Genomic DNA, 17,495 nt, shown 5'->3' with positions numbered 1-17,495 from the left:
TTTTTCATCATGGCGACTCCGTCCCACTAAACAGCACGCCAGTACCTGCCTCGATTGCCGAGTCGCCCGTTCACCGCTTGCTTTCGGGTAGAATCAGCCTTTTTTGCGAGGGCAGCGGCTCATGCGGATTGGCCATGGTTACGACGTGCACCGGTTCGGCGACGGGGATTTCATCACCCTGGGCGGGGTGCGCATTCCCCACAAGTTCGGCCTGGTTGCCCATTCCGATGGCGACGTGGTGCTGCATGCCCTGAGCGATGCGCTGCTGGGCGCCATGGCGCTCGGTGACATCGGCAAGCATTTCCCCGACATCGACCCGAATTTCAAGGGCGCCGACAGCCGCGTGCTGCTGCGTCACGTGGTCGGCTTGGTGCATGCCAAGGGTTGGAAGGTCGGCAATGTCGACGCCACCATCGAAGCTCAGGCGCCGAAGATGGCGCCGCATATCGAGACCATGCGCAAACTGATCGCCGAAGACCTGCAGGTCGAACTCGACCAAGTCAACGTCAAGGCCACGACCACCGAAAAACTCGGTTTCGTCGGCCGTGAAGAAGGTATCGCCGTACACGCCGTCGCGCTGCTGGTCAGCGCATGACCGAGCAGGAATTGCTCGGCCCGCGCGCCCATGGCGAACCCTGCGGCCAGGCCATACTCAAAGCCGTGGCCAAGGATTTTCAGGTCGACGAAGTGCTGGACATCGAGCTGTCCGGCGCCGGTGAGCACCTATGGCTGTGGGTCGAAAAACGCGAGCTGAATACCGAGGATGCCGCCCGCCGTCTGGCGCGCGCGGCAGGCGTGCCGGTTCGGCTGATCAGCTACGCCGGCTTGAAGGACAAGCAGGCGCTGACCCGGCAATGGTTCAGTTTGCACCTGCCGGGCAAGCTCGATCCCGATCTGAGCATCGCCCAGGACGACACCCTGACGATCCTCAAGCAGGTGCGTCACAGCCGCAAGCTGCAGCGCGGCGCCCATGCGGCCAATGGCTTCACCTTGCGCCTGACCCAGCTCCAGGCCGATCAGGCCGCGCTGGAGCAGCGCCTGCAGGCGATCCGCGGGCAGGGCATTCCCAATTACTATGGCGCCCAGCGCTTCGGCTTCGAGGGCGGCAACGTGGCTCACGCCCGGCATTTCGCCGAGCGCGGTGAATTGCCGGAAAAACGCAACGTGCGCTCGCGGGTGCTCTCGGCGGCGCGCAGCTTCCTGTTCAACCGCGTACTGGCGGAGCGGGTGGCGGCCGGCACTTGGAGTCAGGCGTTGCCTGGCGATCTATTGGCATTCACCGACAGCCGCAGCTTTTTCGCCGCTGGCGAGGCCGAATGCAAGGATCCACGCCTGGCTGAACTGGATCTGCATCCCACTGGGCCACTGTGGGGCGAGGGCGCTTCGCCTGCCCGGGGTGCCACGTTCGATCTCGAGCAGCGCGTCGCGGCTGCCGAGCCACAACTGACAGCTTGGCTCGCACAAGCGGACATGGCGCACGAACGGCGTATCCTGCGCCTCCCCATCAGCGGTTTGACGTGGCATTATCCCGAGCCTGACATTCTGCAACTGGAATTCGTCCTGCCGGCTGGATGTTTTGCCACCGCTCTGGTGCGCGAAATCGTCGAGCTTTTGCCGGCAGGGCAGACGGACAACCCATGCGTATTCTGATTTCTAACGATGACGGCGTGGCCGCACCGGGCCTCGCCGCGTTGCATGCTGCGCTGGCTGATTACGCCGACTGCACGGTGATTGCCCCTGATGGTGACCGTAGCGGCGCCAGCAGCGCGCTGACCCTGGATCGCCCGCTGCATCCGTGCACGCTGGCCAATGGTTACATCAGCCTCAACGGCACGCCCACCGACTGCGTGCACCTGGGCATTAACGGCCTGTTGCCCGAAGTGCCAGACCTGGTCGTCTCGGGAATCAACATGGGTGCGAACCTGGGTGACGACGTGCTGTATTCCGGCACCGTCGGCGCCGCGCTCGAAGGTCGCTTTCTGGCCAGGCCGGCGTTCGCCTTTTCGCTGGTTTCGCGCTCGGCCGAGAATCTGGCCACTGCCGCCCATTTCGCCCGCAAGCTGGTCGAGGCCCATGAGCAGCTAGACCTGCCGCCGCGTACGGTATTGAACGTCAACGTACCGAACCTGCCGCTCGAGCGTATCCGTGGCGTGCAGCTGACCCGCCTGGGCCACCGTGCCCGCTCCGCCGCACCAGTTCGGGACGTCAACCCGCGTGGCAAGGCCGGCTATTGGATCGCCGCTGCCGGTGACGTCGAAGACGGCGCCGAGGGCACCGATTTCCACGCCGTGATGCAGGGCTTTGTGTCGGTCACGCCGTTGCAGCTCGACCGTACTTATCAGGATGGACTCAACCGCCTCAAACCCTGGCTGGAGGGGTTGATGAAATGAATCGGGAGCATGACCGCCACGGGATTGGCATGACCTCGCAGCGCACCCGCGAGCGCCTGATCCAGCGACTCTATGAAGAAGGGCTGTCCAACGCCGGGGTGCTCGAGGTGATCAGGCGCACGCCGCGTCATCTGTTCGTTGACGAAGCCTTGGCCCATCGCGCCTATGAAGATACGGCGCTGCCGATCGGCCACAACCAGACCATCTCGCAGCCTTATATGGTGGCGCGCATGAGCGAGCTGCTGCTCGCCGCCGGGCCGCTGGACAAGGTGCTGGAGATCGGCACCGGCTCCGGCTACCAGACGGCGATCCTGGCGCAACTGGTCGAGCGGGTGTTCACCGTCGAGCGCATTCAGGGGCTGCAGGAACGAGCGAAGGAACGATTGATCAAACTCAGCTTGCGCAATGTGGTCTTTCGTTGGGGCGACGGCTGGGAAGGCTGGCCGGCGTTGGCGCCTTACAACGGCATCATCGTGACCGCAGCAGCCTCGGAAGTGCCCCAGGCGCTGCTGGATCAGCTGTCTCCGGGGGCGCGCCTGGTGATCCCCGTCGGTTCAGGTGACGTTCAGCAACTGTTATTGATCATTCGTGAGGAACAGGGTTTCTCCCGGCACGTACTCGACGCAGTACGGTTCGTGCCTCTGCTTAACGGCCCCTTGGCCTGATTCAAATCGAACGGAAGGATGCATGAAGAAAACCTTGTTGCTGTATACCAAAGGAATGGCGATGGGCGCGGTCGATGTGGTGCCTGGTTTCTCCGGCGGCACCGTTGCCCTCATCACCGGTATATACGACAAGCTTCTTGCGTCCTTCGCCGCCATGCCCAAGGCGCTTATGCTGGTCGCCCGCGGGCGCATCGGCGCGGCCTGGCGGGCTTGCAACGCCAGCTTTCTGCTGGTGGTTCTGCTGGGCATTCTCAGCAGCATCTTTACCCTGGCCCGGGCCATCAGCTACCTGATGAACGAACACCCGGTGCCGCTGTGGGCCTTCTTCTTCGGGCTGGTACTGGTGTCCGTCTACCTGGTGGGGCGCGAGGTGCAGGCCTGGCGCGGTAACCGGTTGATCGGCTTTGCCGTCGGCCTGGCATTCGCATTGTGGATTACTCTGGCGGTGCCCATGCAGCTATCTGCCGATCCACTGATGCTGTTCTTCGCCGGCGCTATCGCCATCAGCGCGATGATTCTGCCGGGCATCTCGGGCAGCTTCATTCTGGTCTTGCTGGGCCTTTACCCGGTGGTGCTGGGGGCGGTGAAGAATTTCGATCTGGCCGTGCTCGCGGTGTTCTGCGCAGGCTGCGTGCTTGGCCTGCTGGCCTTCTCGAAGGTGTTGAGCTGGCTGCTCGCTCATATGCGCGACCTGACCATGGCCTTTCTTGCAGGGCTGATGCTTGGTTCGCTGGTCAAGGTCTGGCCCTGGAAACAGACGCTGACGTGGCAAACCAACCGGCACGGTGAATCGTTTCCTCTCGAGCAGGTCAATCTATTGCCCTGGCAGTTCGCCGATATCAGCGGCGAGGATGCACAACTGCTGCTGGCCATCGTGCTGAGTCTGTGCGCCATTGCCCTAGTGTTGGGCGTCGAGTGGCTGGCGCGCCGCCAGGTTGAAGAGGTATGAGGTTGCCGCGTTCGTTACCGGTCGCTCGAGGCCGTCTGCAAGGGAGATTGGGGTGAGTTCCACAGCCAAACAAGGACTGCGTTCCTCGGGCATGCTGCGCAACCTGCTGGTGTTGGTCGCCGTAGGTGCGCTGTCGGCCGGCTGCGCCAGCTCGCCATCCGGCGGTGTGCAGGTCGTGGATCGCAACAACGCGGCGGCGCAGCGTCAGCCGGTTACATCCGGCCAATACCGTGTGCAACGTGGCGATACACTTTACTCCATCGCCTTTCGCTATGGGTGGGACTGGAAAGCACTGGCAGCACACAACAGCATCGCACCGCCTTACATGATTCGTGTTGGCCAGGTTATTCGCTTCGGCTCGGGGAGTTCGAGCAGGCCTGTCGTGGCTTCTACGCCGACTGTCTCAACACCCGTGGTGACCACGCCTAGCCGGCCATCTACGTCAGTGCAGACTCCTCCAGCACAAACGCCTGCGCGGCCCTCGACACCGGTTGTAGTGACGCCTGCAACCACGCCCGTGCAGAGCGTTCCTCGCTCTTCGACCGGCTGGGCATGGCCCGCTGGTGGTGCGATTATCGGCCGATTTTCCTCAAACGGTAGTTTGAATAAAGGCATTGATATAGCAGGGGAATTGGGACAGCCTGTCCTTGCTGCGTCTGGTGGAACCGTTGTATACGCCGGGAGTGGGTTACGGGGCTACGGCGAATTGGTGATCATCAAACACAGCGATACCTACGTGAGTGCCTACGGCCACAACCGCAGGCTGTTGGTACGGGAGGGGCAGCAGGTCAAGGTCGGGCAACAGATTGCCGAGATGGGCTCTACGGGAACTGACCGGGTGAAACTTCACTTTGAAATTCGCCGCCAAGGTAAGCCTGTAGATCCAATGCAATACCTGCCAAGCCGTTGATCTGTCGCTCGTTCACCCGCTCACGTGGGATGGACGGGCTCGGATGTAGCCAAGGAGAAGGGCACATCGGAGCTTGCTGGTCGAACTCAGCAAGGGACGGAATAATAAAATGGCACTCGATACCAAGGCAGCGCCGGAGTTTGACATCGATGACGCCGTGCTCCTGATGGAGCCTGACATCGATCTTGACGAGGCTAATGACAAAGCGGCCTGTGCCAAGGTCGCCACGCGCAGCAAGGCCAAGCAGCCGGCCGGCAGCAAGCAGCATAAGTACATCGACTACACCCGGGCGCTCGACGCCACTCAGCTTTACCTCAACGAAATCGGATTTTCTCCCCTGCTTACCCCGGAAGAAGAGGTGTTCTTCGCGCGTCTCGCGCAGAAGGGCGACCCCGCCGGGCGCAAACGCATGATCGAAAGCAACCTGCGGCTGGTGGTGAAGATCGCCCGGCGCTACGTGAATCGCGGGTTGTCGCTGCTGGACCTGATTGAAGAAGGCAACCTGGGCCTGATTCGCGCTGTCGAGAAGTTTGACCCGGAGCGCGGTTTCCGTTTCTCCACCTACGCAACCTGGTGGATCCGGCAGACAATCGAGCGGGCGATCATGAATCAGACCCGCACCATCCGCTTGCCTATTCACGTCGTCAAAGAACTTAACGTCTACCTGCGCGCCGCGCGGGAGCTTACCCAGAAGCTCGACCATGAGCCTTCCCCGGAAGAAATCGCCAACCTGCTGGAAAAACCGGTGGGAGAGGTCAAGCGCATGCTGGGCCTGAATGAGCGCGTATCCTCGGTGGATGTGTCGCTGGGCCCAGATTCCGACAAGACGCTGCTCGATACCCTGACCGATGACCGTCCTACGGACCCTTGCGAGTTGCTGCAGGACGATGATCTGTCCCAGAGCATCGACCAGTGGCTTTCGGAGCTGACCGACAAGCAGCGTGAAGTGGTGGTACGCCGCTTCGGTCTGCGCGGCCACGAGAGTTGTACGCTCGAAGAGGTAGGCCAGGAAATTGGCCTCACCCGTGAGCGCGTGCGGCAGATCCAGGTCGAAGCACTCAAGCGCCTGCGCGAAATACTCGAGAAAAACGGCCTTTCCGCCGACTCGCTGTTCCAGTAACGCCCGGCCTGCCAGGCCCTCGGCCAGTCAGCTTGCTGACTGGCTTTTTTATTGTCTCGGGCTTTGGATGGAGAAATGAAAACGGCGCCTCAAGGGCGCCGTTTTCGTCAGGCCATCGATCAGACCGGCGAGACATCTCGCAGCTGCAGCAGCGTATCGGACTGCGCCTGAACAGCACGGTACTGCTCGGCATCCTTGATCAGGACCGAGGCAGGCACCGGGAAGATCTCGTTCAGCTTGGTGCTCCACTCGGCTGAGGTCGCCTGCTCGGGGAAGCAGCGGCGAATCAGGTCGAGCATGATCGAAACGGTTACCGAGGCGCCTGGAGAGGCACCCAGCAGAGCGGCGATGGAGCCGTCCTGAGCCGCCACCAGTTCGGTACCGAACTGCAGGATGCCGCCTTTCTTGGCGTCCTTCTTGATGATCTGCACACGTTGACCAGCAATCTCCAGGCGCCAGTCGCTGGCTTTGGCCTCCGGGTAGAAGCCGCGCAGGGTATTGAGGCGCTGCTCCTGGGACTGCATGACTTCCTTGACCAAGTAACGGGTCAGGTCGAAGTTGTCGCGGGCAACGGCCAGCATCGGGCCGATGTTGTTCAGGCGCACTGACATCGGCAGGTCCAGGAACGAGCCCTTCTTCAGGAACTTGGTGGTGAAGCCGGCATAAGGCCCGAACAGCAGCGATTTCTTGCCGTCGACCACACGGGTATCCAGGTGCGGTACCGACATGGGCGGTGAGCCGACTTCGGCCTGGCTGTATACCTTGGCCTGATGCTGGTTGACCACCTCCGGGTTGTCGCAGCGCAGCCACTGGCCACTGACCGGGAAGCCACCGAAACCCTTGCCCTCTGCGATGCCGGACATCTGCAGCAGGGGTAGGGCGCCGCCGCCGGCGCCGAGGAATACGAAGCGCGCCTGGATCTGGCGATGATTACCGCTTTGCTGATCCTTGGTGCTCACACGCCAGCCGTGCTCGTTGCGGGTGAGATCAGTGACGCGCTGATTGAAGGTCACACGGGCATTGCTCTGCTGAACCAGATGATCGAGCAGGCTCTTGGTCAGCGCGCCGAAGTTGACATCGGTGCCATTGGCCACGCGGGTCGCTGCAATCGGCTCGTTCGGGTCACGGCCCGGCATCATCAACGGCATCCACTCGCTCATGGTGGCGCGGTCTTCGCTGTACACCATGTCTTCGAAAGCGTGATGCACGTGCAGCGCCTCGAAGCGCTTCTTGAGGTAGTCGATGCCTTTCTGGCCACGGACGAAGCTCAGGTGCGGTACCGGGTTGATAAAGGACTTGGGCGAGCCAAAGGTGCCTTTCTTGACCAGGTGGGCCCAGAACTGCTTGGACTCCTCGAACTGAGCATTGATGCTCACGGCTTTCTTGATGTCGATGGAACCGTCGGCGGACTCGGGGGTGTAGTTGAGTTCGCACAAACCGGCATGCCCGGTGCCCGCGTTGTTCCACGGGTTGGAGCTTTCTGCCGCGCCGGCGCTCATTGCCTCGACGACTTCCAGTTTGATGCCAGGGTCGAGCTCCTTGAGCAGCACGGCCAGCGTTGCGCTCATGATGCCGGCACCGACCAGCACTACATCTACAGCTTCGTAATCGTTCTGCGCCATTACCACATCTCCAAAAAATCAGCGTCCAGTCATAGGCCGTCGGCCTGGGCGTCAAAGGCGCCTGTCAGCAGCGGTTGCAGAGCTGTAATGAGGAATGGGATGACGGAAGGAGGTCGCCTTGTCCTGCCGCAAGCTGATTCATATGTTCGCCACACTCTTGTGAAGTTATTGAAACCGTTTTTTCACGTTCTTTTGGAACGCGAACCTCAAAAGTTCATGTGCCTGTTGGGCCGTCTCAGCCGGCAGATGTTCCGCGAAAACGCAGCTTCTGCAGCGGGTGATGGCCTTCGATATCGAGCAGCACGAAGTGGGCGACTCTCTGTGGCGTTGCCGATGGCATGAGTGCATCAGCGGTACGGCGATGCCGATCAGGAGGCGTCCTTATAATCGGGGCGCGATTATAAGGCGAAAGCGGGGGAAGTGATCAGCTGCGTGTGACTTTTATTGCACACGCATCAGGGTAGGAAAACGCCCCTATGAGCGCTCAGTGGCGGGTAAATGCGCTTTTCGGTAAGGGCGCGCCAAGCCAGCTCAGACGTTGCTCGTTGACCTCATGCCAGCCTGCAGGGCCCGGCGGCTGGGCGCTCTGGCGAAAGGCCCGGCAAATGCCGTGCTCGTCCAGACAGGCAAAAATGCGTGGGCTAGGGGCGCTGGCGACTTTCTTGAGGAATGCACGCATCAAACAAGCTCCGTTCATGCAAAGCGACCAAAGTCTTATACCGCCAGCATGTGACGAGCAGGTGACGCGGAACCGCGCTGACCGTTTACAGGTCGATTCGTTATACTTCGCCAGCCTTTAGCGCCCCTCATGGAGAACCGAGTATGAAACGCCTGTTGTTTGGTCTGGTTGCCGTTTTCAGTCTGGCTCTTGTTGGTTGTGCCCACAGCCCGCAGCAACTCAGCCCGCAGCCCAAACTGACCGGGCCGCTCAACGCGGTAGGCCAGGGCCAGCCTGTGGTGGTGCGGGTGGTCGATGGGCGTCCTTCTCCGGTGCTGGGCACCCGAGGCGGTCTGTACCCTGAAACCAGCGCGATCAGCGTTTCCGGCCAGGACATTCTGCCCAAGCTGCAGGCGCAGGCCGAAGCTGCTGTGCGTTTGCTGGGTTTCACCCCGACGCCAAACGCTTATAACGCACCGCAGCTGACCCTGACCCTGGCCGAGCTGAAATATCAGTCGCCCAAGGAAGGCATGTACGTGACTGAGGCCGACATGACCGCCAGCTTCCGAGCTGATGTGCAGAACAGCAATCGTCGTTACAGCGGCCGCTACGGCGCTTCGTTGAACCAGCGTTTCGGCATGGCGCCGAACCAGGAAACCAACACCAAGCTGGTCAGTGATGTGCTGAGCGACGCTCTCACCCGTGCATTCAAGGATCCGACCCTGGGGCAGATCCTCAACGGTCAGTAACTGCCGGCAGATGCAAAAAAGCCCCGACTCGTCGGGGCTTTTTCGTTTTTCGGGGCAGCTGAATCAGAGCGGCAGACCAGCCTTGACGCGATATTGGTTACGCACCGGCATCGCGTACTGCAGGATCAGGTAAGGCTGTTGTTCGCTCGGGCAGCGGCTCAGGCGCTGTTGCCACTGTTCCTTGGCGGCGGCCAGCTCGTCTGCGCCGAACAGCGATTCGGCTGCCGGCACTTCAAGCTGCGGATCGCGCTCGCTCCACATGGCGTAGGCCAGGTAGTGCACCGGGAACAGCCGGTAGCCGGTGAGGATCTGCGCATCGGTCAGCGCTGCCAGCTGCTTGGCATCCTCGAAGCCGCTGGTGATCGGGTCGCCGAAATGCACATGCACGCGGCCCTTGTAGCCAGTGATGCCCAGGCCGATGCTCTTGTCATCCTCGCCCGGCTGCTTGGTGTAGCTGCCGGTAGTAGCGCGGGTGTACAGCTCGCGCGCCTTGGCCTGGTCACAGGGATCGTATTCGTAGCTGATCGACACCGGGGTCAGTTTGAGGCTGGCGATGACGTCGGCGAACGGCTCGTCCTTGCGGCTCATGTGAAACATCTTGAGGATTGCCGAATCGGTGCGGTCATCACCGTCCTTGGCGCGGCCTTCTGCCTGGGCGATCCAGATCGATTCGCCATCCTGCCCGATCGAGTGGCTGATGTAGGCCGACAGCAGCTGGTAGGCCGCGAGTTTTTCGCGACGCCCGGTGATCGAGCGGTGCACGATGAAGCTCTTGTTCAGGCGCATCAGGTCGCTGACGAAAGGCTTCTGCAGTAAGTTGTCGCCGATGGCGATGCGCGGCGTCTGTAGGCCGGCGTGATACACGGCGTAATTGACGAAGGCCGGGTCCATGACGATGTCGCGGTGGTTGGCGAGGAACAGGTAGGGGCTGCCGGCCTTCAGCGTTTCCACGCCCGAGTAGGTCACGCCATCGGTGGCGTGCTCGACGGTGCGGTCGATATACGGCTCGATAGATTCCTGCAGCGCGCGAACCGAATCGATATGGCGGAACTGCGAACGCAGCCGATGAGCTATAAGAGGTTTGAGCGCCCAGCCAAACGGGCCGGCCAGGCGCGGAAAACGAAACTGGGTAAGGATGTCGAGAAACGCATCGTCGGCCAACAGGCGCGCCAGAACCGCTGGAATTTCCGCGTCGGCGTAGGGTCGGATGCTGTCGAATTCGCCCATCATGATCTCTTGTGATTATCGCTGCGATTGAAGAGTTGAAAGCGCTGCGCCCCGTGCCGTGATGACGCCTGATGAGGGCGTGACGGCAACCCGGAAGCAGCAAGTGATCGAGCATTATAACCTGCAAGTCACCCGGAGGCGCCCCATGTTGGAAACCCAGGATTACCAGTGCCCCTATTGCGGTGAACTGGTCGAAGCGGTGCTGGACTTGTCGGCGGGTGATCAGCATTACATCGAGGACTGCCCCGTGTGTTGCCGGCCCATTGTCTTCCTGCTCGAAACCGACGGCCAGAGCTGGAATCTGGATGTGCGTGGGGAGAACGACTGATGAAGCGCGTTTACGAGCCGCAGGACCTGATGGAGGGCGAGTTGCTCAAGGCCATGCTGGCCAGCGAGGGCATCCAGGCGCATCTGGTCGGAGCCCATCTGGCTGGCGCCGTGGGCGAGCTGCCAGCCTGCGGGTTGCTCGGCATGCTGGTCGAGGACGCCGACGCCGAGCGCGCCCGCTGGCTGATCGGCGAGTACAATGGCGCGCAACCGCTACCCGGTGACGAGCCGGACTCTGTTCAGGGCGTACTGCTGTGTTGAGCAGCTTGCGCCACCCATCCCGATGAGCCTTTCATGAGTGGACGCTTCGCGCTGTTTCGCTGGACGCCCGCCTTCGCAGAGCAGTCTGGTTTTCCCGCTGACCAGCTACCACACTGGAACCTGGCACCTGGCTCCCAGGTGTTGCTGCTGCGCAGCGCACATGAGCAGCCCGCTCTGGTTCGTGCGCGCTGGGGGCTGACTCCCCCATGGCTCAAGGATCTGTCGAAGACGCCATCCCACGCCCGCGCCGAAACCCTGAGCGAGCAACCGATGTTTCGCGATGCGTTTCGTCTGCGCCGCGGCCTGATTCCTGCCAACGGTTTCTACGAATGGCGCGGCGCGGCGCGCAAGCGCCCGTACTGGCTGAGCGGTGAGGATTCGCTGCTGTATTTCGCAGCGGTGTGGGAGGCTTATCCAGTGGAAGGGCACGTGTACCTGAGCACGGCCATGATCACCCAGGCGGCCGCGACGCTGCGTCGCCCCTTGATTCTCGATACCGAGCAACGGCAGCGCTGGCTGGCCGCCGATACGCCGCTTGAGGAATTGCAGGCGCTGCTCGTCGCCAAGCCGATAGCGCTGCGCGAACGCGTGTTGAGCAATCTGGTCAATGACCCGAAGCTCGACGGGCCGGAGTGCCTGACGCCTGCCTGAGGCTTTGCTTGCACTGAAATACGGGCAGCCCCTAGCATACCTTTCTTAGTTACCAGGGAGATCCAGCATGAAACCGTCGTTGTCCATCACCACGCTGACCGCGGCTCTGCTGCTGGCAGGATGCCAAGCCGTCAATACCACCAGCGGTGGCTCGGTCGGCGTCGAGCGCAAGCAGTACATGTTCAGTGCGCTGTCGACCGATGAGGTCAACCAGATGTATGCCCAGTCCTATCAGCAAACGTTGAAGGAAGCCTCTAGCCAGGGCGCGCTGGACAAGAACAGTGCCGAGGCCAAGCGCTTGCAGCGCGTGGCCGACCGCCTGATCAAGCAGGCGCCGCTGTTCCGTCCGGATGCGGCCCAGTGGCAATGGGAGGTCAACCTGATCAAGAGCCCTGAGCTGAACGCCAACTGCGGCCCAGGCGGCAAGATCATTTTCTACACCGGCATCATCGACAAGCTGAATCTTACCGATGACGAAATCGCCGCGGTCATGGGCCATGAGATCGCCCATGCCCTGCGTGAGCACGGCCGCGAAGCGATGTCCAAGGCCTATGGCGTGAACTTGGCGAAGCAGGGCGCTGCCGCGCTACTGGGCGTCAGCTCGGACCAGATGGCACTGGCCGATGCTGCAGTGAATTACGGCATGACGCTACCCAATAGCCGCGGCAACGAGAACGAAGCCGACCTGATCGGCCTCGAACTCGCTGCACGTGCAGGCTACAACCCCAATGCGGCGGTCAGCCTGTGGCAAAAGATGGCCAAGGCCAGCGAAGGTGCGCCGCCAGAGTTCATGAGCACGCACCCATCCTCGTCGAGCCGTATCGCCTCGCTGCAGGCGGCTATCCCGAAAGTCATGCCACTGTATCAGCAGGCCAAGAAAGGCTGATCACGATGTGAAAAGCCGCCACCGTCTGCTTGGTGGCGGCTCAGCTTCAAGGCCAAAACCTTGTGCCGGCGTTGGTTTTGTCCCTGGGAGTTCAGCCGTTTAAAAAGCCACTCAACAGCATGGCCTGGTACGCCGCATAGATCGCCAGTACGGCGAAGGCGAGGGCGGCAAGCCGGCGAATCAGAGTGAGCGGCAGGCGGTCGGCCGCAAAGTTGCCGGCCAGCACCACCGGTACGTTGGCGATCAGCATGCCCAGCGTAGTCCCCAGCACCACCATGATGAAGTGTGGGTACTGGGCGGCGAGCATCACTGTCGCCACCTGGGTCTTGTCACCCATCTCCGCCAGGAAGAAGGCCACCAGGGTGGTCAGGAACGGCCCATAGCGTTTTAGGCTGGAGCTTTCGTCATCGTCGAGCTTGTCGGGGATCAGTGTCCACAGTGCCACGGCGATAAAGGACGCCGCCAGAATCCAGCTCAGCAGCGCGGGCGAGAGCAGACCTGCGACCCAGTTGCCTACCGCGCCGGCGGCCAGGTGATTGGCAAGGGTGGCGGCGACCATGCCCCAGATGATTGGCCAGGGCCTGCGAAAGCGTGCGGCCAGCAACAGGGCGAGCAGTTGCGTCTTGTCGCCGATTTCCGCCAGGGCAACGATCAGAGTGGGAACGAACAGGGATTCCAGCATCAGGCTTCCTAAAGGGGCGGGTAGACACGGCTATGACACGGACGGCCTCCCCGCCCCGGGTAAGGTGTTCGTGTCATAGGTCTTGTCAAACCCTGTGCGGCGTTCGAGCCGAACGGCGCAGATCCATCTCGGCGGATCTTGGGTCGCACGCACCATGGTCTGTGGACCAAGTATGTTGATGCATGCCGGGCGAGCTGGTGCTCGCGGGAGACTACTCCCCTAGGACGCGCGCATTCTGCCCAAACGCCTCACGTTGGGCAAGGCCTGCGCCGCTCTGCCGCAGGCGACCTGCGTTACGGGCGGGTCGCCTGGTAGATACGAAAGCCATCGGCATCGGCCAGGGTCTGGCAGGGGCCGATATGCTGTTCGATCAGCGGCGGGTACTTGAGAAAACGGTTGGCCACCAGGCGGATCTGGCCGCCCTTGCGCAGATGCTGCGAGGCCTGGCGCATCAGGTCTTCGCTGGCCTGGTAATGAGTATATACGCCCTGATGGAAGGGCGGGTTGCTCAGAATTGCGCTCAGTTCGAAGGGCGCGGCGGCAATACCATCGCCGCTGATCACCTCGGTCTGCAGCCCGTTGGCGGCCAGGGTCAGGCGGCTGCTGGCGACGGCGAAGGCGTCGACGTCCAGCATCGTGACTTGGCTTTGCGGATAGCGGCGCTTGAGCACTGCACCGAGCACGCCTGCGCCGCAGCCGAAGTCGAGCAGATGGCCATCTGGCAATTGATCCAGGTATTCGAGCAGCAGTGCGCTGCCGATATCCAGGCGGCCGTGGCTGAATACACCGGGCAGGGTGACTATCTCGAGGGGGCCGTCAGCCAGCGGCAGGCTGTAGCGCTGAGCCAGTGCGTTCAGGTCGGGTTCGGCCGGAGCCAGATCAACCCGCACCTCCCACAGCTGGCAGTGGCGTGCGCTGTCGAGCTTGCGCGGCTTGCCGTAGGCGGCCATCTGCTTGGCGGCACGTTCGACGCCGGCGCGCTTCTCGCCCACCAGATACAGCGGTTTGCCGGGCAGGCGGGAGGCCAGGGCGTCGAGCAGATAGGCCGTCAATTCGCGGGACTTAGGCAGGAACAGCACGGCCGTCTCGCAGGCGGCCGCCGGCGGCATGACGCCAAAGGCGCTACGCCCGGCAAAACGCCCTTCCAGTCGGGCGTGATCGCCTGCATGCCAGCTCCAGCCTGCAGCCTGTGGTAGCTGCCCGAGCAGATCATCGGCCGGCAAGCCCGCGAGCAAGGCGGGGCCAGCGAATAGTTCGGCCTGGCGCAGCAGCACTTCACTTCGCGGATCCATCAGCTATACCCCGGCAAAAGCGCGAAGGGTAGGGGCGTGGACCTTAAGCTGCAAGCCCGAGGTACCAAAGGATCAGTTGACTTGGCGTTTGGCATGGCCTGCGAAAAATCCCGCGGCGTTTTCCGCCAGTTGGCCGACGATCCGCTGGCGCGCCTCGCGAGCGCCCCAGGCGCTGTGCGGGGTGATTATCAGTCGCGGAATGTCGTCGGCCAGCAATGGATTGCCTTCTCTGGGTGGTTCCTGGGTCAGCACGTCGGTGGCTGCACCGCCCAGCTTTCCCGCTCGTAGGGCGTCGGCCAGAGCCTGTTCGTCGATCAGGCCGCCGCGGGCGGTGTTGATCACGAAGGCGCCTGGCTTGAGCAGATCGAGCTCGCGGGCTCCAATCAGGTTGCGGGTCTGTTCGGTGAGCGGGCAGTGCAGGGTCAGGGCATCGGCCTGGGTGAGCAACTCGTCCAGCGCGAGCCGATCAGCGCGGGGCGGGCGCCCCGGCAGTTGGCCATAGAGCACGCGCATGCCGAACGCTTCGGCCAATCTGGCTACTGCGCCGCCCAGCTCGCCATGACCGAGCAGCCCCAGCGTCTTGCCTTCGAGCTCGACGATGGGGTGGTCGAGCAGGCAGAACATGGGCGACTGCTGCCAACGGCCAGCGCGAACATCACGCTGATAGTCTTGCAGACTTGTGGCCAGGGCGAGCAGGAGTGTCAGGGTGTGCTGGGCCACCGAAGGTGTGCCGTAACCCTGGCAGTTGCACACGGTGACGCCATGCGCCCGGGCGGCGGCGAGGTCGATGTTATTGGTGCCGGTGGCAGCAACGAGGATCAGTTCGAGCTCGGGGCAGCCTGCCAACACGTCCGCATCGATCACCGCCTTGTTGCTGATCGCTACGCGGGCGCCCTGCAGACGCTCGATGATCTGCACCGGGCTGCTTTGGTCGTGCAGTACCAGCTCGGCGAAGGGCTCGCGCAGCGGCGCCATGTCCAGATCGCCGAGGTCGAGGGAGCGATAATCGAGAAACACTGCGCGGCCTGTTTTACTCATCAGCTGTACCTTTCTGGCTGTCCTGTCGGGAAGTAAAGTGCAGCCTATCAGAAGTGCTCTGCCGCAGAGTGCGCCCTTGGACCCACTAGCCAATCCTGGAGTCGCCGTGTACTGGATGGAATTCTTTACCGTTGCCCTCATCCATCTGCTGGCCTTGGCCAGCCCGGGACCGGACTTCGCCATCGTGGTGCGTGAGAGCGTGGCCCATGGGCGCCGTGCCGGTGTGTTCTGTGCGCTGGGCGTGGGCACCGGAATTTTTGTGCACGTAGCCTATTCGCTACTGGGCATCGGCCTGATCGTGTCCCAGTCGATCGTGCTGTTCAACGCGCTGAAGTGGCTGGCCGCCGCCTACCTGCTGTATATCGGCTTCAAGGCACTGCGGGCGCAGCCGGCAGCGCCCGGCGCGGTTCAGGAACAAGCCGCCGCTCCAGCGAGAACGCCACGCGGCGCCTTCGTTACCGGCTTCGTGACCAACGGCCTTAACCCCAAAGCGACGCTGTTCTTCCTGTCGTTGTTTACCGTGGTGATCAACCCCCACACCCCGTTGCTCGTGCAGGGCGGCTACGGCGTTTATCTGGCCGTGGCGACGGCCTTGTGGTTCTGCCTGGTGGCAATGCTGTTCAGCCAGCAGCGTGTGCGCGACGGCTTCGCGCGCTTGGGCCACTGGTTCGATCGTCTGATGGGCGCGGTACTGGTTGGTCTGGGGATCAAGCTGGCGTTTACCGAGCTGAAATAAGGGGCGCGAGCGCGCCCCTGACTGGTCTCTTACAACACCTCAACCGCGACCGCTGTTGCTTCGCCGCCGCCGATGCACAGCGAGGCGATGCCGCGCTTGCCGCCGGTCTGGCGCAGGGCGTTGATCAGCGTGACGATGATCCGCGAGCCGGTCGAGCCGACCGGATGCCCCTGCGCGCAGGCGCCACCGTAGATATTCACCTTGGCGTGAGCGAGGTCATGCTCCTGCATGGCCAACATGGTGACCATGGCGAAGGCCTCGTTGATTTCAAATAGATCCACCTCGTTCTTCTGCCAGCCGGCCTTGTGCTGCACCTTGCTGATAGCGCCGATGGGCGCGATGGTGAATTCGCTGGGGTCCTGACTCTGGGTGGCGTGGGCAACGATGCGTGCCAGCGGTTTCAGGCCGCGGGCCTGGGCCTGCTCGGCGCTCATCAGCAGCAGCGCGCTGGCCCCATCGGAAATCGAACTGGCATTGGCGGCAGTGATGCTGCCGTCCTTGCTGAAGGCCGGTTTCAGGCTGGTGATCTTGTCTATCCTGGCGTTCAGCGGCTGTTCGTCTTCGCTCACTTCGATATCGCCCTTACGGCTCGCCACCGTCACCGGCACGATCTCATCGACCAGTGCACCGGACTGCATAGCCTGCTGCGCGCGTCGCAGCGATTCGATGGCGTAGGCGTCCATCGCTTCGCGGGTGATGCCGTAGCGGTCCGCGGTTTCCTGGGCGAAGGAGCCCATAAGGCGCCCAGTGCGGGCATCCTCCAGGCCATCGAAGAACATGTGATCCTTCACTTCGCCATGGCCCATACGCAGGCCGCCGCGTGCCTTGGGCAGCAGATAGGGCGCGTTGGACATGCTCTCCATTCCGCCAGCGATCATCACCTCGGCGCTGCCGGCCTTGATCAGGTCGTGGGCGAGCATCACCGCCTTCATGCCCGAGCCGCAGAGCTTGTTAATGGTGGTGCAACCGGTGGCGCTCGGCAGGCCGGCGGCCAGCGATGCCTGACGCGCCGGGCCCTGCTTGAGGCCGGCGGGCAGCACGCAGCCCATGATCACTTCCTGTACGTCGCTTGCTGCTACGCCCGCCCGAGCGATGGCGGCGCGAATCGCCGCGGCACCAAGATCCGTTGTGCTTAGCGAAGACAGGCTACCCTGAAAACCACCCATCGGCGTGCGAGCGCCGCTGACGATAACAATATCCGACATGAATCCACCTCAATTCGCAGTGAAGGGGCGAAACCGGCTTGTGCTCAGCTTGGGCCACAATCCTCCTTTCGGCTGATTGAGCAGGCGCTGGCGCAGGCTACTTTTAGGCAATGCCCGTTAACGATCA

General features: G+C 62.4%; 20 protein-coding genes and 1 riboswitch. Of the genes, 13 read left to right on the top strand and 7 right to left on the bottom strand.

What is annotated here, in order from left to right; genetic code table 11:
* Positions 1–121: 121 nt before the first annotated feature.
* From ispF to rpoS, 7 genes are all read left to right on the top strand, one after another.
* Positions 122–595 carry a 2-C-methyl-D-erythritol 2,4-cyclodiphosphate synthase gene (gene ispF, locus BM279_RS11485; protein ID WP_093503840.1) on the top strand — a complete coding sequence of 158 codons (474 nt, stop codon included), beginning with the start codon at positions 122–124 and terminating at the stop codon, positions 593–595.
* Complete coding sequence (truD, locus tag BM279_RS11480; RefSeq protein ID WP_093503838.1) at positions 592–1,650, top strand: tRNA pseudouridine(13) synthase TruD; 1,059 nt, start codon at positions 592–594, stop codon at positions 1,648–1,650. The genes ispF and truD overlap by 4 nt, the downstream gene beginning before the upstream one ends.
* Positions 1,638–2,390 carry a 5'/3'-nucleotidase SurE gene (surE, locus tag BM279_RS11475; protein ID WP_093503836.1) on the top strand — a complete coding sequence of 251 codons (753 nt, stop codon included), beginning with the start codon at positions 1,638–1,640 and terminating at the stop codon, positions 2,388–2,390. The genes truD and surE overlap by 13 nt, the downstream gene beginning before the upstream one ends.
* Positions 2,387–3,055 (top strand): protein-L-isoaspartate(D-aspartate) O-methyltransferase, encoded by a 669-nt coding sequence (locus BM279_RS11470; RefSeq protein ID WP_093503834.1) that lies wholly within the window; start codon positions 2,387–2,389, stop codon positions 3,053–3,055. The genes surE and BM279_RS11470 overlap by 4 nt, the downstream gene beginning before the upstream one ends.
* A 22-nt stretch (positions 3,056–3,077) precedes the next feature.
* Entirely contained in the window at positions 3,078–4,004 is a 927-nt protein-coding gene (locus BM279_RS11465) for a polyprenyl-phosphate transporter (RefSeq protein WP_093503832.1), read from the top strand.
* Between the two features lie 91 nt (positions 4,005–4,095).
* Entirely contained in the window at positions 4,096–4,914 is an 819-nt protein-coding gene (locus BM279_RS11460) for a peptidoglycan DD-metalloendopeptidase family protein (RefSeq protein WP_167363135.1), read from the top strand.
* Positions 4,915–5,023: 109 nt separating this feature from the next.
* Positions 5,024–6,034 carry an RNA polymerase sigma factor RpoS gene (gene rpoS / locus BM279_RS11455; RefSeq protein ID WP_093503828.1) on the top strand — a complete coding sequence of 337 codons (1,011 nt, stop codon included), beginning with the start codon at positions 5,024–5,026 and terminating at the stop codon, positions 6,032–6,034.
* Between the two features lie 119 nt (positions 6,035–6,153).
* On the opposite strand, the gene mqo is transcribed toward rpoS, so the two are convergent.
* Both mqo and BM279_RS11445 read right to left on the bottom strand, forming a co-directional pair.
* On the bottom strand, positions 6,154–7,656 hold the full coding sequence (gene mqo, locus BM279_RS11450; protein WP_093503826.1) for a malate dehydrogenase (quinone): 1,503 nt from the start codon (positions 7,654–7,656) through the stop codon (positions 6,154–6,156).
* Between the two features lie 484 nt (positions 7,657–8,140).
* A complete protein-coding gene (locus BM279_RS11445; RefSeq protein WP_093503825.1) occupies positions 8,141–8,335 on the bottom strand; it encodes a hypothetical protein in 195 nt (64 codons plus the stop codon).
* Between the two features lie 143 nt (positions 8,336–8,478).
* On the opposite strand from BM279_RS11445, the gene BM279_RS11440 reads away from it, so the two are divergent.
* Positions 8,479–9,063, top strand: coding sequence for a YajG family lipoprotein (locus tag BM279_RS11440; protein WP_093503823.1), 585 nt, complete (start codon positions 8,479–8,481; stop codon positions 9,061–9,063).
* 63 nt (positions 9,064–9,126) lie between these two features.
* Here the strand turns inward: BM279_RS11440 and BM279_RS11435 are convergent, their stop codons facing one another.
* Positions 9,127–10,290: a 1-acyl-sn-glycerol-3-phosphate acyltransferase gene (locus tag BM279_RS11435; RefSeq protein WP_093503821.1), complete on the bottom strand. Its 1,164-nt coding sequence runs from the start codon at positions 10,288–10,290 to the stop codon at positions 9,127–9,129.
* Positions 10,291–10,435: 145 nt separating this feature from the next.
* Between BM279_RS11435 and BM279_RS11430 the strand changes: the two genes are divergently transcribed.
* From BM279_RS11430 to BM279_RS11415, 4 genes are all read left to right on the top strand, one after another.
* Complete coding sequence (locus BM279_RS11430; RefSeq protein WP_093504273.1) at positions 10,436–10,618, top strand: CPXCG motif-containing cysteine-rich protein; 183 nt, start codon at positions 10,436–10,438, stop codon at positions 10,616–10,618.
* Positions 10,618–10,878 carry a putative signal transducing protein gene (locus BM279_RS11425; protein WP_013792478.1) on the top strand — a complete coding sequence of 87 codons (261 nt, stop codon included), beginning with the start codon at positions 10,618–10,620 and terminating at the stop codon, positions 10,876–10,878. The genes BM279_RS11430 and BM279_RS11425 overlap by 1 nt, the downstream gene beginning before the upstream one ends.
* 33 nt (positions 10,879–10,911) lie before the next feature.
* Entirely contained in the window at positions 10,912–11,529 is a 618-nt protein-coding gene (locus BM279_RS11420; protein WP_093503819.1) for an SOS response-associated peptidase, read from the top strand.
* A gap of 67 nt (positions 11,530–11,596) precedes the next feature.
* Entirely contained in the window at positions 11,597–12,415 is an 819-nt protein-coding gene (locus tag BM279_RS11415) for a M48 family metallopeptidase (protein ID WP_093503817.1), read from the top strand.
* 91 nt (positions 12,416–12,506) lie between these two features.
* Here BM279_RS11415 and BM279_RS11410 read toward each other — a convergent pair whose 3' ends face one another.
* From BM279_RS11410 to BM279_RS11400, 3 genes are all read right to left on the bottom strand, one after another.
* The gene (locus tag BM279_RS11410; RefSeq protein WP_093504271.1) at positions 12,507–13,094 is read right to left on the bottom strand and encodes a TMEM165/GDT1 family protein; all 588 of its coding nucleotides are present in this window, start codon (positions 13,092–13,094) and stop codon (positions 12,507–12,509) included.
* Positions 13,095–13,184: 90 nt separating this feature from the next.
* Positions 13,185–13,329, bottom strand: a riboswitch (yybP-ykoY riboswitch).
* A gap of 61 nt (positions 13,330–13,390) precedes the next feature.
* Complete coding sequence (locus BM279_RS11405) at positions 13,391–14,389, bottom strand: methyltransferase (RefSeq protein ID WP_093503815.1); 999 nt, start codon at positions 14,387–14,389, stop codon at positions 13,391–13,393.
* Between the two features lie 72 nt (positions 14,390–14,461).
* Positions 14,462–15,427 (bottom strand): 2-hydroxyacid dehydrogenase, encoded by a 966-nt coding sequence (locus BM279_RS11400; protein ID WP_093503813.1) that lies wholly within the window; start codon positions 15,425–15,427, stop codon positions 14,462–14,464.
* A 106-nt stretch (positions 15,428–15,533) separates the two neighbouring features.
* On the opposite strand from BM279_RS11400, the gene BM279_RS11395 reads away from it, so the two are divergent.
* Entirely contained in the window at positions 15,534–16,163 is a 630-nt protein-coding gene (locus tag BM279_RS11395; RefSeq protein ID WP_093503811.1) for a LysE family transporter, read from the top strand.
* Between the two features lie 29 nt (positions 16,164–16,192).
* Here the strand turns inward: BM279_RS11395 and BM279_RS11390 are convergent, their stop codons facing one another.
* Positions 16,193–17,368 carry an acetyl-CoA C-acyltransferase gene (locus BM279_RS11390; RefSeq protein WP_093503809.1) on the bottom strand — a complete coding sequence of 392 codons (1,176 nt, stop codon included), beginning with the start codon at positions 17,366–17,368 and terminating at the stop codon, positions 16,193–16,195.
* Positions 17,369–17,495 lie beyond the last annotated feature (127 nt).

It is taken from the genome of Phytopseudomonas straminea (genome assembly GCF_900112645.1).
Classification (GTDB): domain Bacteria; phylum Pseudomonadota; class Gammaproteobacteria; order Pseudomonadales; family Pseudomonadaceae; genus Aquipseudomonas; species Aquipseudomonas straminea.
This window is presented reverse-complemented; position numbering and strand designations above follow the sequence as displayed.

Coding starts and splice junctions, on each gene's coding strand:
- ispF (WP_093503840.1), top strand. CDS start 122: ATGCGGATTGGCCATGGTTACGACGTGCACCGGTTCGGCGACGGGGAT.
- truD (WP_093503838.1), top strand. CDS start 592: ATGACCGAGCAGGAATTGCTCGGCCCGCGCGCCCATGGCGAACCCTGC.
- surE (WP_093503836.1), top strand. CDS start 1,638: ATGCGTATTCTGATTTCTAACGATGACGGCGTGGCCGCACCGGGCCTC.
- BM279_RS11470 (WP_093503834.1), top strand. CDS start 2,387: ATGAATCGGGAGCATGACCGCCACGGGATTGGCATGACCTCGCAGCGC.
- BM279_RS11465 (WP_093503832.1), top strand. CDS start 3,078: ATGAAGAAAACCTTGTTGCTGTATACCAAAGGAATGGCGATGGGCGCG.
- BM279_RS11460 (WP_167363135.1), top strand. CDS start 4,096: ATGCTGCGCAACCTGCTGGTGTTGGTCGCCGTAGGTGCGCTGTCGGCC.
- rpoS (WP_093503828.1), top strand. CDS start 5,024: ATGGCACTCGATACCAAGGCAGCGCCGGAGTTTGACATCGATGACGCC.
- mqo (WP_093503826.1), bottom strand. CDS start 7,656: ATGGCGCAGAACGATTACGAAGCTGTAGATGTAGTGCTGGTCGGTGCC.
- BM279_RS11445 (WP_093503825.1), bottom strand. CDS start 8,335: ATGCGTGCATTCCTCAAGAAAGTCGCCAGCGCCCCTAGCCCACGCATT.
- BM279_RS11440 (WP_093503823.1), top strand. CDS start 8,479: ATGAAACGCCTGTTGTTTGGTCTGGTTGCCGTTTTCAGTCTGGCTCTT.
- BM279_RS11435 (WP_093503821.1), bottom strand. CDS start 10,290: ATGGGCGAATTCGACAGCATCCGACCCTACGCCGACGCGGAAATTCCA.
- BM279_RS11430 (WP_093504273.1), top strand. CDS start 10,436: ATGTTGGAAACCCAGGATTACCAGTGCCCCTATTGCGGTGAACTGGTC.
- BM279_RS11425 (WP_013792478.1), top strand. CDS start 10,618: ATGAAGCGCGTTTACGAGCCGCAGGACCTGATGGAGGGCGAGTTGCTC.
- BM279_RS11420 (WP_093503819.1), top strand. CDS start 10,912: ATGAGTGGACGCTTCGCGCTGTTTCGCTGGACGCCCGCCTTCGCAGAG.
- BM279_RS11415 (WP_093503817.1), top strand. CDS start 11,597: ATGAAACCGTCGTTGTCCATCACCACGCTGACCGCGGCTCTGCTGCTG.
- BM279_RS11405 (WP_093503815.1), bottom strand. CDS start 14,389: ATGGATCCGCGAAGTGAAGTGCTGCTGCGCCAGGCCGAACTATTCGCT.
- BM279_RS11400 (WP_093503813.1), bottom strand. CDS start 15,427: ATGAGTAAAACAGGCCGCGCAGTGTTTCTCGATTATCGCTCCCTCGAC.
- BM279_RS11390 (WP_093503809.1), bottom strand. CDS start 17,368: ATGTCGGATATTGTTATCGTCAGCGGCGCTCGCACGCCGATGGGTGGT.